Source organism: Reyranella aquatilis, from assembly GCF_020880995.1.
Taxonomy (GTDB): Bacteria; Pseudomonadota; Alphaproteobacteria; order Reyranellales; family Reyranellaceae; genus Reyranella; species Reyranella aquatilis.
Genome location: NZ_JAJISD010000001.1, coordinates 489751 through 503130, shown reverse-complemented (window position 1 = coordinate 503130; position 13380 = coordinate 489751). Strand labels below are relative to the sequence as shown.

The window sequence follows — 13380 nt, the reverse complement described above, 5'->3', positions numbered from 1 at the left end:
GAAACAGGGAAATGAAGATCGTTGACGCGCAGGTCCACATCTGGGGACCGAACACGCCCGAGCGTCCGTGGCCGGCGCGGGCCGAGCCGCACCGGGAGCCGCTCGGCAAGGAGGAGCTGCTGGCCGAGATGGACAAGGCGGGCGTCGACGGCGCGATCATCGTGCCGCCCTCCTGGGAAGGCGACCGCAACGACCTCGCCAACGAGGCGGCGCGGGAGCATCCGACGCGCTTCGCCACCATGGGCCGCTTCGATCCCGAGGCGCCGGGCGCCACCGGCCAGCTCGCCGACTGGAAGAAGCAGCCGGGCATGTTGGGTGTGCGCTTCACCTTCCATACCGAGGTGTTGCGCCAGCCGCTGCTCGATGGCCGCTTCGACTGGGTCTGGGGCGAGCTGGAGAAGCGCGGCATCCCGGCGATGGTGCTGTTCCATCACGAATACATGCACCTCGCCGACAAGGTGGCCGAGCGCTATCCCGGCCTGCGGCTGGTGCTCGACCATCTCGGCCTCAAGAGCGGCAAGGGGGTCACCGAGGCCATGAACTTCGCCACGCTGGAAAATGTGCTGGCGCTCGCCCGACGACCCAACGTGGCAGCCAAGGTCTCGGCCATGCCCTGCTATGCCGGCGACAAGACCTATCCCTTCAAGTCGGTACATCCGCATATCCGGCGGGTGTTCGACGCCTTCGGCCCGAAGCGCACCTTCTGGGGCACCGACCTGTCGCGACTTCCCTGCAGCTATCGCCAGGGCGTGACCATGTTCACGGAAGAAATGCCGTGGCTGAAGGGCAGCGACCTCGAGGACGTGATGGGCCGCGGTGTCTGCGAATGGCTGGGCTGGAAGCTCTGACCGTCGGTCAGAGCTTGCGCAGGACCGTCTGCGAGCCGCCGCCCCAGATCGGGAGGTAGGCCATCTTGTAGCCGGCGCCGCCGGTGACGATCGGGTGGATCGCCTCGGGTGACGAGGCGACGTCGCCGCCCTTGTCGAACAGGTAGTGCTGGACGCGCTTCAGGTCCCAGCCGTCATGGCGGGCGATCTTCTCCGCGAGTTCGAGCGGAAGCAGCAGCACCTGCTCGCCGCGATCCTTCTTGCGGCTCTGCCCGGACATCACGATCTCGGCGCGCATGCCGGCGGCCACCGGGTCGAGGATCGCCTCGGGCGTGGCGCCTTCGCCGTCGCCCGGCAGCACCTCGGCGGTGCCGGAAATGCCCATCACCGTGATCGCGCTCGCATCCTTCCCGAGGCCGTGTCGCTCGGTGAAGCTGGGGAAGGGGCCTTCGTCGCGTTCGGCGAAGCATAGCGTGTACTTAGCGGGCTGGCCCATCGTCGCCATGTCGCCCGTGTCCGAACGGGCGCCGCCGATGTTGCGCAAGGACAATTGGAGGGCGCGGCCGATGCAGGCATTGGCGCGAGTGCCGGGACCGATGGCATTGGTCAGCGCGTTGATGCCGAGCGTGCGGGCGATGGGGCCATGGACACAGAGCGCGACCGCGGCGCTGCCGGTCGTGGTCGCGATACCCAGAAGGTTGAAGTCGGGTTCGAGGAGGGCCTGCGCCGCCGCCAGCACGACCGACAATTCGGCCGGCACGCAGCCCGCAATGACGCACTGATAGGCGACCGCTTCGGGTGTGATGTCGCCGAACATCGGCGGCATCATGCCAAGCGAGTCGGCCCGGTTGGCCACGCCGGCGATCATGGCGTCGAGCCGCTTCTTCGTCGGGGGGACGAGAGGGAGGCCGTCCGAAAGTTCGGCCTCCGTCAGGATTTGCTGAGCGCTTTCCCAAGTCGTCGAATCGTCGACGACCGGCCAGCCACACCACTCATTCACGAGCGGTCGCTCATCGCGCGATACGCGTGCAGGACACTGTCGTGCCGCCGAACGACGGAATGAAAGCCGAGTGCTTGCCCGGCCCGCCCGCCACGGTGATGTGGATGTCGTTCGGATCGCGGCCGATCGTCAGCCAGTCGCCGTCCGGCTTGTGCCCGGTGGTCTCGTAGGTCACGAGGTTTTCCTTCGAGACACGCGAGAGATGGACACGCGAACGCTTCCACAGCTCCTCGCGGATGCTGTCGATCGTGAAGCCGTCCCGCTTCAGCGTGGCGGCATGCTCGGGGCCGATGATGACGAACATCGGGCCCTTGCCGTAGATCGTGTTGGAGCCCGGATTGGACATGCCGCCGGCGAAGGTGGTCAGCAGGCCGTCGCCGGTGGTCGAGCCGTGGTCGTTGAGATTGTGCGGGCCTTCCCCCGACATCACCGTCACGACGGAGTCCGTCGGCGCAAAGCCGCGCTGCACGTGATAGGGCGTCCAGGGATTCTCTTCCTCGTTCTCGCCGAAGCAGAAGGTGAACTTGGCGGGATTGCCCTGGGTCGAGCGGTCCATCTCGCCGGGCTTGGCGCCGGCGACGTTCAGCAGCATCAGGCCGAGCGCACGGCCGATCGTGGCGTTGGCCTGGCGGCCCTGGCCGAAGCAGTTGGTACCGCAGTTGATGTTGAGCTCGTGCCGGATCGGGCCGCTCACCATGACCATCGGTGCACACGAGTGCGTGGTCGCCAGCGTGCCGTGCAGATTGTACTCCGGGTCGAGCACGCCGCGCAGGGCGGCGGTCACCACCGGGAAATATTCGGGCTTGCAGCCCGCCATCACGGCGTTGGCGGCAAGCGCCTGCACCGTCGGCACGATCTGGCGCGGCGGCACCGGCGCATAGGGCCGGTTGTCGCCGCGAACGGTCTCGACGAACTTCGCGACCTTGGCCTCGGTGGGGACGAAGAGCGGCATGCCGTCGCTCCAGCCCTGTTCCGTGGCGTACTCGTTGAAGGCCTCGACATCCATGTCGCCGATGTCGATCACTTCCTGTTCGGCGATGTCCTTCATTTGGCGGTCGCCTCGGTCAGTCCCTTGGTCGCGGCTTCGATGCGCTCCCGCAATTCTTCGGCATTCAGGCCGCCGACGGGATGCTTCACTACGATCAGACGTGGCTCGACCTTGCGGGCTTTCGCCTGTGCAAGGACCAGCGGCTTGAAGGTCTCAGTGGCGATCACGAAGGAGGTGACGCCGAGCTTCTCGAGTTCGAGGCTGTCGTGGAAACTCCACGATGAACAGCTTCCTCAATCCCCTAAGGCGAGGAGGGCTCCCTTGTAGTTCTTCGCGACCTTCTCGATCAGTTCCTTCGGCGCGGGCTGGCTCGCGCTGTTCTTGGCGTGGAAGTGGATGTTGTCCACCGGGCGGTGCGCGCCGAGCATGGCCCGGACGCCTTCCAGCAGCTCGCGGGCGTTCGGCTTGGAATTGGAGATCAGCGCAATCGCGTCGGTCGCCCAGTTGATCGGCTGCAGCGTCACCTTGGCGGGGCCGGCGGCGGCCAGGCCGAAGCTCGGATTGAAGATACGCATTCTCGGGTTCCCTCCACGCTACTGGTTCAAAGCGGCGACCACCGACTTGGCCACGCGCTGGCCATCCTCGATGGCGTTCGCCAGATATTCCTTCGAGCCCGACCGCACGTCGCCGGCGGCGAATACCAGCGGCAGGCCGGTCCGGCCCCCCTGGTCGACAACGATATGCCCGGTGGCGTCACGTGCAAGCGAATCCGGCAGGAATTCCGCAGCGGGAGACCGGCCGACGTAAACAAAAACGGCATTCGTCGGAATTGTGTTTCGCTGGCCGTCATTCTCGACCGTCACGGCCTCGAGGCCGCCGCTGCCTTCGACGCCCACGATCCGACCGGGTTGCGAGGTCACGCCCTCGGGCACGTCGCCGTCGGGCACGCCGAGCATGGTGACCTCGCCCGCGATCCCGACGAGCGCCTTCGCCTCGTACGGCGCCCATCCTGTGGCACCGGCGATGATCACGGGCTGGCCGGCATAGAGCGGGCCGTCGCAATTGGCACAGTGGGAGAGGCCGCGCCCTTCATAGTCCTCCTCGCCCGGCACGCCGAGCTTGCCCTTGTTCAGGCCGGTCGCAACGACCAGCGCGCGGGCGCCGTGGCGCTCGCCGTCCGCGGTGCCGACCTCGAAGGGGCCCTGGCCCGCGATCGAGGACACCTCGCCGAAGCCGATCTCGACGCCGGCGACGACGGCGTCGTCTGTCAGGCGGGAGGCCATCTGGGTGCCGTCGAATATCTCGTCGAAATCGTGGAGTTCGCCGAGATTCATGATCTCGCCGCCCGGTGCGAGCTTGTCGAGGCAGAGCACCTTGAGGCCGGCGCGGGCGATGTCGGTGGCGGCGGTCAGTCCGGCAGGACCGGCACCGATGACGATGACGTCGTAGGAGGGGGTGTCCATGCGATCTTTAATCGGCACTTGGGCCCCCGAGTTCAAGTGGCAATTGGCCAACCCCGCAGGCGCTTTGCCCGGCAAGGCTCCATGGGCCTTGCCTCTGGTCCGCGATTTGCAGGTCATTCATCTTGAGCTTGCCAGTCCCGGAGAAAGCATCTTAGGTCGCAAGGACAGGGAGACAGACACAGGGCATGGCGTATTTCACGCAACAGCTGATCAACGCAATCACGCTGGGCGCCATCTACGGGCTCATCGCCATCGGCTACACGATGGTCTACGGCATCATCGGCATGATCAACTTCGCGCATGGCGAGGTCTTCATGATCGGCGCCTTCATCTCCCTGATCGGCTTCATCATTTGCGGCAGCTTGGGGATCAGCTCGGCCCCCATCGCCATCGTCCTGGTGCTGCTGCTCGCCATGTCGTTCTCGGCCGTCTACGGATGGGCGATCGAACGAACGGCCTACAGACCCTTGCGCGGCTCGTTCCGGCTGGCCCCGCTGATCTCCGCCATCGGCGTGTCGATCGCCCTCCAGAACTACGTCCAGCTCGCCCAGGGCGCGCGGCCGAAACCGGGCGGACAGATCGTTTCCGGCGGCTTCAACCTGTTCACTGCCGACGGGTTCGACGTTCGCGTGACATGGCTGCAGATCATCATCGTGCTGGTCACGATCGTGCTGATGGCGGGCTTCACCTGGGTGATCGCCCGGACCTCGCTCGGCCGCCAGCAGCGGGCCTGCGAGCAGGACATGAAGATGGCGGCGTTGCTGGGCGTGAACGTCGACCGCACGATCTCGCTCACCTTCGTGCTGGGAGCGGCGCTGGCCGCCGTCGCCGGCATGTTGTTCCTGATGTACTACGGCGTGATCGATTTCTTCATCGGCTTCCTGGCGGGCATCAAGGCCTTCACCGCGGCGGTGCTGGGCGGCATCGGCTCGCTGCCGGGCGCGATGCTCGGCGGGTTGCTGATCGGCCTGATCGAGGTCTTCTGGGCTGGCTACTTCTCCAGCGAATACAAGGACGTCGCGGCCTTCGCGATCCTCGTGCTGGTGCTGATCTTCCGGCCGAGCGGCCTGCTCGGAAAGCCGGAGATCGAGAAGGTCTGAGCGCATGGGCCCGCGTCTTCCCCTCATGCTGAAGGACGCGGGCCTGACCGCGTTCGTCGCCGCCGCGCTCGGCATCTTCATCGTCGGCTTCCGCACCGTCGACATGGGCGGAGGGAAGGGGCTGGGCTTCGACTATCATCTCGTCGATCTTTTGGTTGCAGTGGTCGTCATCTTCATCGGCCGGCTCGGTCTTTCGATGGCGGCGAACGGGCTGCGCTGGCCGGCCATCGTGCTTGGGGTGGCGATGATTGTGGCCGGCGCCTCGCCGATGAAGCTGCCGTCGGGCTTCCTGCATTGGTTCGTGGCGCTGGGCGGCATGCTGCTGGTGATCCGCGCGATCTGGCCGTGGGCCAGCGATGCGATGGGCGCGGCGGCGCGGACGCCGTCGGGCTTGGCGTTGGGCAGGGCCGGCTCCAAATGGTTCGGCTGGCTGCTGCTGGCCTTCGCCGTGCTGCTGCCGTTCTCGCCGGTGGCCGACCAGAAGACCATGGACCTCGGCGTGCTGATCCTGACCTACGTGATGTTGGGCTGGGGCCTGAATATCGTGGTCGGACTCGCCGGCCTGCTCGACCTGGGCTACGTCGCCTTCTACGCGGTCGGCGCCTACGCCTATGCGCTGCTCAGCACGCAGTACGGGCTGGGTTTCTGGACGGTCCTGCCGCTCGCCGGGATGATGGCGGCGCTGTTCGGCATCATGCTGGGCTTCCCGGTCCTGCGCCTGCGTGGCGACTATCTCGCGATCGTCACCCTGGGCTTCGGCGAGATCATCCGCCTCGTCCTGCTCAATTGGTTCGACCTGACCAATGGACCGGCCGGCATCGGCTCGATTCCGGGGCCGACCCTGTTCGGCGCGGTGTTCGCCGAGACGCCGCCGCCGGGCAAGCAGACCGTGTCGGAGATGTTGGGCATCGCCTTCAACGGCAACCACCGGCTGATCTTCCTCTACTACATCATCCTCGGTCTGGCGCTGATCACCAATCTGTTCACCCAGCGCATGCGCCGTCTGCCCGTGGGACGCGCCTGGGAGGCGCTGCGCGAGGACGAGACGGCCTGCCAGGCGCTGGGCATCAATCCGACCAACACCAAGCTCACGGCCTTTGCCATCGGCGCCATGTTCGCGGGCTTCGCCGGGTCATTCTTCGCGGCCAAGCAGCGCTTCATCAGCCCCGAGAGCTTCGTCTTCATCGAATCGGCGATCATCCTCGCCATCGTCGTGCTGGGCGGCATGGGCAGCCAGATCGGCGTCGTGCTGGCGGCCGTGCTGCTGATCGGCCTGCCGGAATGGTTCCGCGACCTCGGAAGCTACCGCATGCTGGCCTTCGGCCTCGCCATGGTCCTGATCATGGTATTCAAGCCACGCGGGCTCATCTCCCATCGCGAGCCGTCGATCCGATTGCATCCGGCAGGCTCGGGAGGCGGCGGATGATGGCTCCGCTCATCGAGGTCGAACACCTCACCATGCGCTTCGGCGGCCTGGTCGCGATCGACGACGTGTCCTTCACTGCCCATCCGAGATCCATCACTGCCATCATCGGCCCGAACGGCGCCGGCAAGACGACGGTCTTCAACTGCATCACCGGCTTCTACAAGCCGACGGTCGGACGGTTGACCCTGCGCGGCGGGCCCGGGGAATTCCTCCTCGAACGCATGCGCGGCCACGAGATCGGCCAGAAGGCGAGGGTGGCCCGTACCTTCCAGAACATCCGTCTGTTCCCTGGCATGACGGTGCTGGAGAATCTGATGGTGGCGCAACACAACAAGCTGATGCGCGCCTCTGGCTGGAGCCTGCTGGGTCTGCTCGGTGTCGCGAGCTTCCGCCGTGCCGAGGAAGCCGCGATCGAACTCTCCCGCCTGTGGCTGGAGCGCATCGGCCTGGTGGCCGATGCAGACCGGCCGGCCGGCGAATTGCCTTACGGCGCCCAGCGGCGGCTCGAGATCGCCCGCGCGATGTGCACCGAGCCGGTGCTCCTTTGTCTCGACGAGCCGGCCGCCGGCCTCAATCCGCGCGAATCGGCCGAGCTCAACGAGCTGCTGGTCTCGATCCGCGACCGCGACGGGATCGGGGTGCTGCTGATCGAGCACGACATGAGCGTCGTGATGCAGATCTCCGACCACATCGTCGTGCTCGACTACGGACGCAAGATCGCCGAGGGCGCGCCCGCGGCCGTGCGGAACGACCCGGCGGTGATCCGGGCCTATCTCGGCACAGACGAGAAGGCGCTCGATGGCTGAGCCCTCCATCCTGTCGGTCAAGGGCATAGAGACCTTCTATGGCGCCATCCAGGCGCTGCATGGAGTCGATCTCGAGGTGGCGCGCGGCGAGATCGTGACGCTGATCGGAGCCAACGGCGCGGGCAAGTCCACGCTGCTGATGACGATCTGCGGCAATCCCCGCGCCCGCAGCGGCACGATCGTGCTCGACGGCGAGGACATTACCGCACTGCCGACCCATCAGATCGTCCGGCGCGGCGTGGCGCAAGTGCCGGAGGGCCGGCGCATCTTTCCGCGCATGAGCGTCTTCGAGAACCTGCAGATGGGCGCCATTCTCGCCGATCCGGCCAACTTCAAGTCGGACATCGACCGCGTCTTCGCGATGTTTCCGCGACTCGCCGAGCGGCGTGACCAGCGCGGCGGCACCCTGTCCGGCGGCGAACAGCAGATGCTGGCGATCGGGCGCGCACTTATGAGCCGGCCGCGTCTGCTGCTGCTCGACGAACCGTCGTTGGGGCTCGCGCCGCTGATCGTGCGCCAGATCTTCGAGTCGATCGGGCGGATCGCGCGGGAGGAGGGCGTCACCATCTTCCTGGTCGAGCAGAACGCCTTCCATGCCTTGCGGCTGGCCGACCGCGCCTATGTGCTGGCCAACGGGCGGGTGCGGCTGAGCGGCAGCGGCAAGGAGCTGCTGGCCAATCAGGAAGTCCGCGCCGCCTATCTCGAAGGCGGCCACGCATGAGCCCGCTCGACACCTTCATGTTCGACTGGTTCGGCGACACGTTGTTCAACGTGTTGCTGTTCAACCTCGTCCTGATCGGCCCCGCCTCGTTCGCCGCCGGGCATGCGGTGGCACTCACCTGGCGCCCCTGGCCGCAGATCGTGTTCTACACGATGCTGCTTTCGGCAACGCTGCGCTTCCTCGACTACGCACTGGCCAACGGCGAACTCTGGTCTCTGGCCGGATTTGTACTGGGCTGGGCAGTGCAATTGGCAATCGCGGCGTTTGCCTTTCGGCTCACGCGGGCGCGCCAGATGGTGCGTCAATATCCCTGGCTTTACCGGCGCAAAGGCTTGCTGGGCTGGGACGAGGGGCCCTAATCTAACCGCATGCTCCGCCTGTCGCGGAGGAGGCTCAACGAACAAGGGAGACCCGGATGAAGAAGATGTACGGCACGCTGGCCGTCGCAGCCGTTGCGCTCATGGCGACACCCGCGTTCGCCCAGATCAAGATCGGTTCGGCCGGTCCGATGACCGGCGCGAATGCGGCTTTCGGCGAGCAGCTGAAGCGCGGCGCCGAAATGGCGGTCGCGGACATCAACGCCGCCGGCGGCGTGAACGGGCAGAAGCTGGAACTGGTGATCGGTGACGATGCCTGCGATCCGAAGCAGGCGACCGCGGTCGCCAACAAGATGGTGTCGGACAAGGTCGTGTTCGTGGCCGGGCACTTCTGCTCGGGCTCGTCGATCCCGGCTTCGGACATCTACAAGGAAGGCAAGATCCTGCAGATCACGCCGGCCTCGACCAACCCGAAGCTGACGGATGACGCGGCGGCCAAGGGCAACACCACCGTGTTCCGGACCTGCGGCCGCGACGACGTGCAGGGCACGACCGTCGGCAACTACATCCTGAAGAACAACAAGAATGCGAAGGTCGCGATCCTTCACGACAAGTCGCCCTACGGCAAGGGCGTGGCCGACGAGACCAAGAAGGCCCTGAACAAGGGCGGCCTTCGCGAGACGATGTACGAGGCCTACAACGATACCGACAAGGACTTCGCCGCGCTGATCAACAAGATGAAGCAGGCGAAGATCGATATCATCGTGCTGGGCGGCTACCACACCGCGGGCGCGCTGATCATCAAGCAGGCGCGTGAGCAGGGCCTGGCGGCGAACATGATGGGCTTCGATGCGCTGGAGACCGCCGAGTTCGCCCAACTGGGCGGCGCGGCCACCAACGGCGTCATGATGTCGTTCCCGCCCAAGGCCGAGGACGACCCCAAGAATGCCGCCCTCGTGAAGAAGTTCCGCGACGCCAAGTACAATCCCGAAGGCTACACGCTGTTCAGCTACGCCGCCGTGAAGGCTTGGGCCGATGCCGCCAACAAGGCGAAGTCGACCGAGGCCGCCAAGGTCGCCGCTGCGCTGCGCTCGGGCAAGTATGACTCCGCCGTCGGTGTCCTCGAGTTCGACGCCAAGGGCGACATCAAGGACGCGGTCTACGACATCTACGTCTGGAAGGACGGCAAGTCCTCGCCGATCAAGAAGTAGGGCAAATCAGCCCTGCGCGAGACAGGCCCGGCACCCGCCGGGCCTTTTTCGTTCCAGATCAATGTCTTGTGGGTCGGTTTCCACGATTTTGGGGGACCGTGACACCGCAGCCCCCGATATGGTATCGGGGGGCTCAATAGATAGAGGGGATCGATCGTCGATATGCCGGGGGGCGCCATCGCGGTCGCGTCGGATCATGCCGGCTTCGACCTTAAGGAAATCCTGAAGCGCGACCTGCAGGAAGCAGGTTACGACGTGCTGGATCTTGGCACGAATTCGACCGAATCCGTCGATTATCCGGATTTCGGGAAGGCCGTGGGCGAGGCCATTGCCTCGGGCAGGGCGGAGCGGGGTGTGCTGGTCTGCGGCAGCGGCATCGGCATCTCCATCGCGGCCAATCGCAACCCCAGGGTTCGCGCAGTCCTCGCGCATGATGTCACATCCGCGCGGCTGTCGCGCGAGCACAACGATGCCAACGTCATCGCCTTCGGCCAGCGCCTGATCGGCGTCGAAGTCGCCCGCGAGGCGCTCAAGGTCTTCCTCGATACCGGTTGGGCCGGCGGCCGCCACGCCGTCCGCGTTGAGAAGCTTTCAAAGGGTTGAACGAGATGAGTCAGGTTGCCGCCAAGATGAGCAATGCGTCGTTGCCGATGTTCACAACGGGTGTCGCCGAAGTCGATCCGGCGATCGACGCCGTCCTCAAGGGCGAACTGCATCGCCAGCAGGAGCAGATCGAGCTGATCGCCTCGGAGAACATCGTCTCGCGCGCCGTGCTTGAGGCGGCCGGATCGGTGCTCACCAACAAGTACGCCGAAGGCTATCCGCGTCGCCGCTACTATGGCGGCTGCGAGGAGGTCGACAAGGCGGAGGACCTGGCGATCGAGCGCGCGAAGAAGCTTTTCAACTGCGCCTTCGCCAACGTCCAGCCGCACTCCGGCGCGCAGGCCAACCAGGCCGTGTTCCTGGCGCTGCTGCAGCCGGGTGACACGTTCCTCGGCATGTCGCTTTCCGAAGGTGGCCACCTTACGCACGGGTCCCCGGCCAACCAGTCGGGCAAATGGTTCAAGGTCGCGTCGTACGGCGTCCGGCCCGACACGCACCTGATCGACTACGAGCAAATGGAGGAAATCGCTCGCCGCGAGAAGCCGAAGCTGATCATCGCCGGCGCCTCGGCCTATTCGCGCCACATCGACTGGGCGCGCTTCCGCAAGGTCGCGGACGAGATCGGCGCCTACTTCATGGTCGACATGGCACACTACGCCGGCCTGGTCGCGGCCGGTGTCTACCCCAGCCCGCTGCCGCATGCCCATGTCGTGACGACGACGACGCACAAGACGCTGCGCGGCCCGCGCGGCGGCATGATCCTGTCGAACGACGCCGAACTGGGCAAGAAGATCAACTCGGCGGTGTTCCCGGGCCTTCAGGGCGGGCCGCTGATGCACATCATCGCCGCCAAGGCGGTGGCGTTCGGCGAGGCGCTGAAGCCCGACTTCAAGGTCTACGCCCAGCAGGTGGTCGACAATGCGCGGGCGCTCGCCGCGACGCTGACCGAGCGTGGGCTGAAGATTGTCTCCGGCGGTACCGACAGCCATGTCATGCTGGTCGACCTGCGCCCCAAGAAGGCGACCGGCGTCTCGGCAGAGAAGGTGCTCGACCGCGCCGGCATCACCACCAACAAGAACAGCATTCCGGGCGATCCGGAGAAGTACACGATCACGTCGGGCGTGCGGCTCGGGACGCCGGCGGGCACCTCGCGCGGCTTCGGGGTCGCGGAGTTCCAGCAGATCGGACACCTGATTGCCGACGTGCTCGACGGCATTGCCAAGAATGGCCCGGACGGCGACGCCCAGGTCGAGGCCCAGGTCCGGGCCAAGGTGCACGCGCTTTGCGCGCGCTTCCCGATCTACCGCGACTGACAAGGCGCAAAGCCAGAAGAAAACAGGGGAACTAGATGCGCTGTCCATTCTGCGGTCACGAGGACACTCAGGTTAAGGACTCGAGGCCGACCGACGACAACTCGGCGATTCGCCGGCGGCGCTACTGCCCGTCCTGCGGCTCCCGCTTCACGACGTTCGAGCGCGTCCAGTTGCGCGAGCTGACGGTGGTGAAGAAGAACGGACAGCGCGTGCAGTTCGATCGCGACAAGCTGGCACGTTCCATACAGGTCGCCTGCCGCAAGCGGCCAGTCGACCCGGAACGGACGGAGCGCGTGGTCAACGGCATCGTGCGCCGCCTCGAAAGCTCCGGCGAGAGCGAGATTCCCTCGACGCAGATCGGCGAACTGGTGATGGACGCCTTGCGCGCGCTCGATCCGGTCGCCTACGTGCGCTTCGCCTCGGTCTATCGCAACTTCCGCGAGGCCCGGGACTTCGAGGAGTTCATCTCCGACCTCGCCGATACCCACTTCAAGGACTGAAGCCGATGATGCGCGCAGCGCTCGCGCTGGCGCGCCGTTCGCTCGGCCGCACCTGGCCCAATCCCGCCGTCGGCTGCGTGATCGTGCACGACGGGCTGGTGATTGCGCGCGGGCGTACGCGGGATGGCGGACGGCCGCATGCCGAAGCCGATGCCATCGCCGAAGCCGCCAAGGCCGGACTGTCTCTGAGGGGGGCGACCGCCTACGTCACGCTGGAACCCTGCGCGCATCATGGCCGTACGCCGCCCTGCGCGGACGCCTTGGTGAATGCCGGTGTCGCGCGTGTCGTATCGGCGCTCGAAGATCCCGATCCGCGCGTGAAGGGGCAGGGGCATGCCCGCCTGAAGGCGGCCGGCATCACGGTCGAGGTGGGCGACGGCGCGGCGGACGCGGCCGAGATCAACGCGGGCTTCCTGCGGCGCGTGCGCGAAGGCCGGCCGCTCTTCCATCTCAAGATGGCAGGCTCGCTCGACGGGCGTATCGCCACCGCGTCCGGCGAAAGCAGATGGATTACCGGAGCGGCGGCGCGGCAGGACGGGCATCGCCTGCGCGCCATCCACGATGCTATCCTGATCGGCGCCGCGACGGCCGCCGCCGACGATCCCGACCTGACCTGCCGCCTGCCGGGGCTCGCGGCCTATTCGCCGGTGCGCGTCGTGCTCGATTCGCAGGCGCGACTGTCTCCCGCTTCGAAGCTTGCGACCTCGGCGCGTGGCACGCCGGTCTGGCTCGTCTGTACCCCGGGCGCGCCGGCGGAGAGGCGGGAGAGGCTCGCTGCTCTCGGCGTCGAGATACTCGAAGTCGCAGGACGGCCGGACGGACGCATCGACGTATCCGCGGCCGCGCAGGTGTTGGGCGGGCGTGGACTGACGAGGGTCCTCATCGAGGGTGGCGGACAGGTTGCCGCGTCCTTCCTGAAGGCCGGTCTCGTGGACCGGATTTCGAGTTACCGCGCCGGGGTGATCCTCGGCGGGGACAGCCGCTCTGCGGTGGGCGGACTGGAATTTGCACGACTGGGTTCCGCGCCCCGGTTCCGCCTGGTGTCCGCCCGGCAACTGCAGGGCGACACGCTGGAAACCTGGCAGCGGGAGGATTAAGTAGCGGC

General features: G+C 66.4%; 15 protein-coding genes. 11 read left to right on the top strand and 4 right to left on the bottom strand.

Annotation, left to right across the window (positions count from 1 at the left end; all coding sequences use genetic code 11):
* The first annotated feature begins 11 nt into the window (after positions 1-11).
* Positions 12-848, top strand: a complete 837-nt coding sequence (locus LJ725_RS02400; protein ID WP_230549016.1) for an amidohydrolase family protein — start codon at positions 12-14, stop codon at positions 846-848.
* Positions 849-855: 7 nt separating this feature from the next.
* On the opposite strand, the gene LJ725_RS02395 is transcribed toward LJ725_RS02400, so the two are convergent.
* Genes LJ725_RS02395 through LJ725_RS02375 form a run of 4 tightly spaced genes read right to left on the bottom strand, consistent with a single transcriptional unit; the run spans position 856 to position 4278 of the window.
* Positions 856-1827 carry a hypothetical protein gene (locus tag LJ725_RS02395; RefSeq protein WP_230549015.1) on the bottom strand — a complete coding sequence of 324 codons (972 nt, stop codon included), beginning with the start codon at positions 1825-1827 and terminating at the stop codon, positions 856-858.
* Between the two features lie 10 nt (positions 1828-1837).
* Positions 1838-2875: a hypothetical protein gene (locus LJ725_RS02390; protein WP_230549014.1), complete on the bottom strand. Its 1038-nt coding sequence runs from the start codon at positions 2873-2875 to the stop codon at positions 1838-1840.
* On the bottom strand, positions 2872-3390 hold the full coding sequence (locus tag LJ725_RS29370) for a UGSC family (seleno)protein (RefSeq protein ID WP_456239134.1): 519 nt from the start codon (positions 3388-3390) through the stop codon (positions 2872-2874). Before LJ725_RS29370 ends, LJ725_RS02390 begins: the two co-directional genes overlap by 4 nt.
* Positions 3391-3408: 18 nt before the next feature.
* A complete protein-coding gene (locus LJ725_RS02375; RefSeq protein ID WP_230549011.1) occupies positions 3409-4278 on the bottom strand; it encodes an NAD(P)/FAD-dependent oxidoreductase in 870 nt (289 codons plus the stop codon).
* A gap of 185 nt (positions 4279-4463) precedes the next feature.
* Here LJ725_RS02375 and LJ725_RS02370 point away from each other — a divergent pair, with 185 nt between their 5' ends.
* From LJ725_RS02370 to ribD, 10 genes are all read left to right on the top strand, one after another.
* Complete coding sequence (locus LJ725_RS02370) at positions 4464-5378, top strand: ABC transporter permease subunit (RefSeq protein WP_230549010.1); 915 nt, start codon at positions 4464-4466, stop codon at positions 5376-5378.
* 4 nt (positions 5379-5382) lie between these two features.
* Positions 5383-6804, top strand: coding sequence for a high-affinity branched-chain amino acid ABC transporter permease LivM (livM, locus tag LJ725_RS02365; protein ID WP_230549009.1), 1422 nt, complete (start codon positions 5383-5385; stop codon positions 6802-6804).
* Positions 6801-7610 carry an ABC transporter ATP-binding protein gene (locus LJ725_RS02360; RefSeq protein WP_230549008.1) on the top strand — a complete coding sequence of 270 codons (810 nt, stop codon included), beginning with the start codon at positions 6801-6803 and terminating at the stop codon, positions 7608-7610. Before livM ends, LJ725_RS02360 begins: the two co-directional genes overlap by 4 nt.
* Entirely contained in the window at positions 7603-8331 is a 729-nt protein-coding gene (locus tag LJ725_RS02355; RefSeq protein ID WP_230549007.1) for an ABC transporter ATP-binding protein, read from the top strand. The genes LJ725_RS02360 and LJ725_RS02355 overlap by 8 nt, the downstream gene beginning before the upstream one ends.
* Entirely contained in the window at positions 8328-8690 is a 363-nt protein-coding gene (locus LJ725_RS02350; RefSeq protein ID WP_230549006.1) for a DUF6867 family protein, read from the top strand. Before LJ725_RS02355 ends, LJ725_RS02350 begins: the two co-directional genes overlap by 4 nt.
* Positions 8691-8746: 56 nt before the next feature.
* Positions 8747-9859 carry a branched-chain amino acid ABC transporter substrate-binding protein gene (locus tag LJ725_RS02345; RefSeq protein ID WP_230549005.1) on the top strand — a complete coding sequence of 371 codons (1113 nt, stop codon included), beginning with the start codon at positions 8747-8749 and terminating at the stop codon, positions 9857-9859.
* A gap of 162 nt (positions 9860-10021) precedes the next feature.
* Complete coding sequence (gene rpiB, locus LJ725_RS02340) at positions 10022-10462, top strand: ribose 5-phosphate isomerase B (protein ID WP_230549004.1); 441 nt, start codon at positions 10022-10024, stop codon at positions 10460-10462.
* Between the two features lie 5 nt (positions 10463-10467).
* On the top strand, positions 10468-11775 hold the full coding sequence (glyA, locus tag LJ725_RS02335) for a serine hydroxymethyltransferase (RefSeq protein WP_408015713.1): 1308 nt from the start codon (positions 10468-10470) through the stop codon (positions 11773-11775).
* Between the two features lie 35 nt (positions 11776-11810).
* Positions 11811-12275 carry a transcriptional regulator NrdR gene (gene nrdR, locus LJ725_RS02330; protein ID WP_068191512.1) on the top strand — a complete coding sequence of 155 codons (465 nt, stop codon included), beginning with the start codon at positions 11811-11813 and terminating at the stop codon, positions 12273-12275.
* A 5-nt stretch (positions 12276-12280) separates the two neighbouring features.
* Positions 12281-13372: a bifunctional diaminohydroxyphosphoribosylaminopyrimidine deaminase/5-amino-6-(5-phosphoribosylamino)uracil reductase RibD gene (ribD, locus tag LJ725_RS02325; protein WP_230549003.1), complete on the top strand. Its 1092-nt coding sequence runs from the start codon at positions 12281-12283 to the stop codon at positions 13370-13372.
* The last annotated feature ends 8 nt before the right edge of the window (positions 13373-13380 follow it).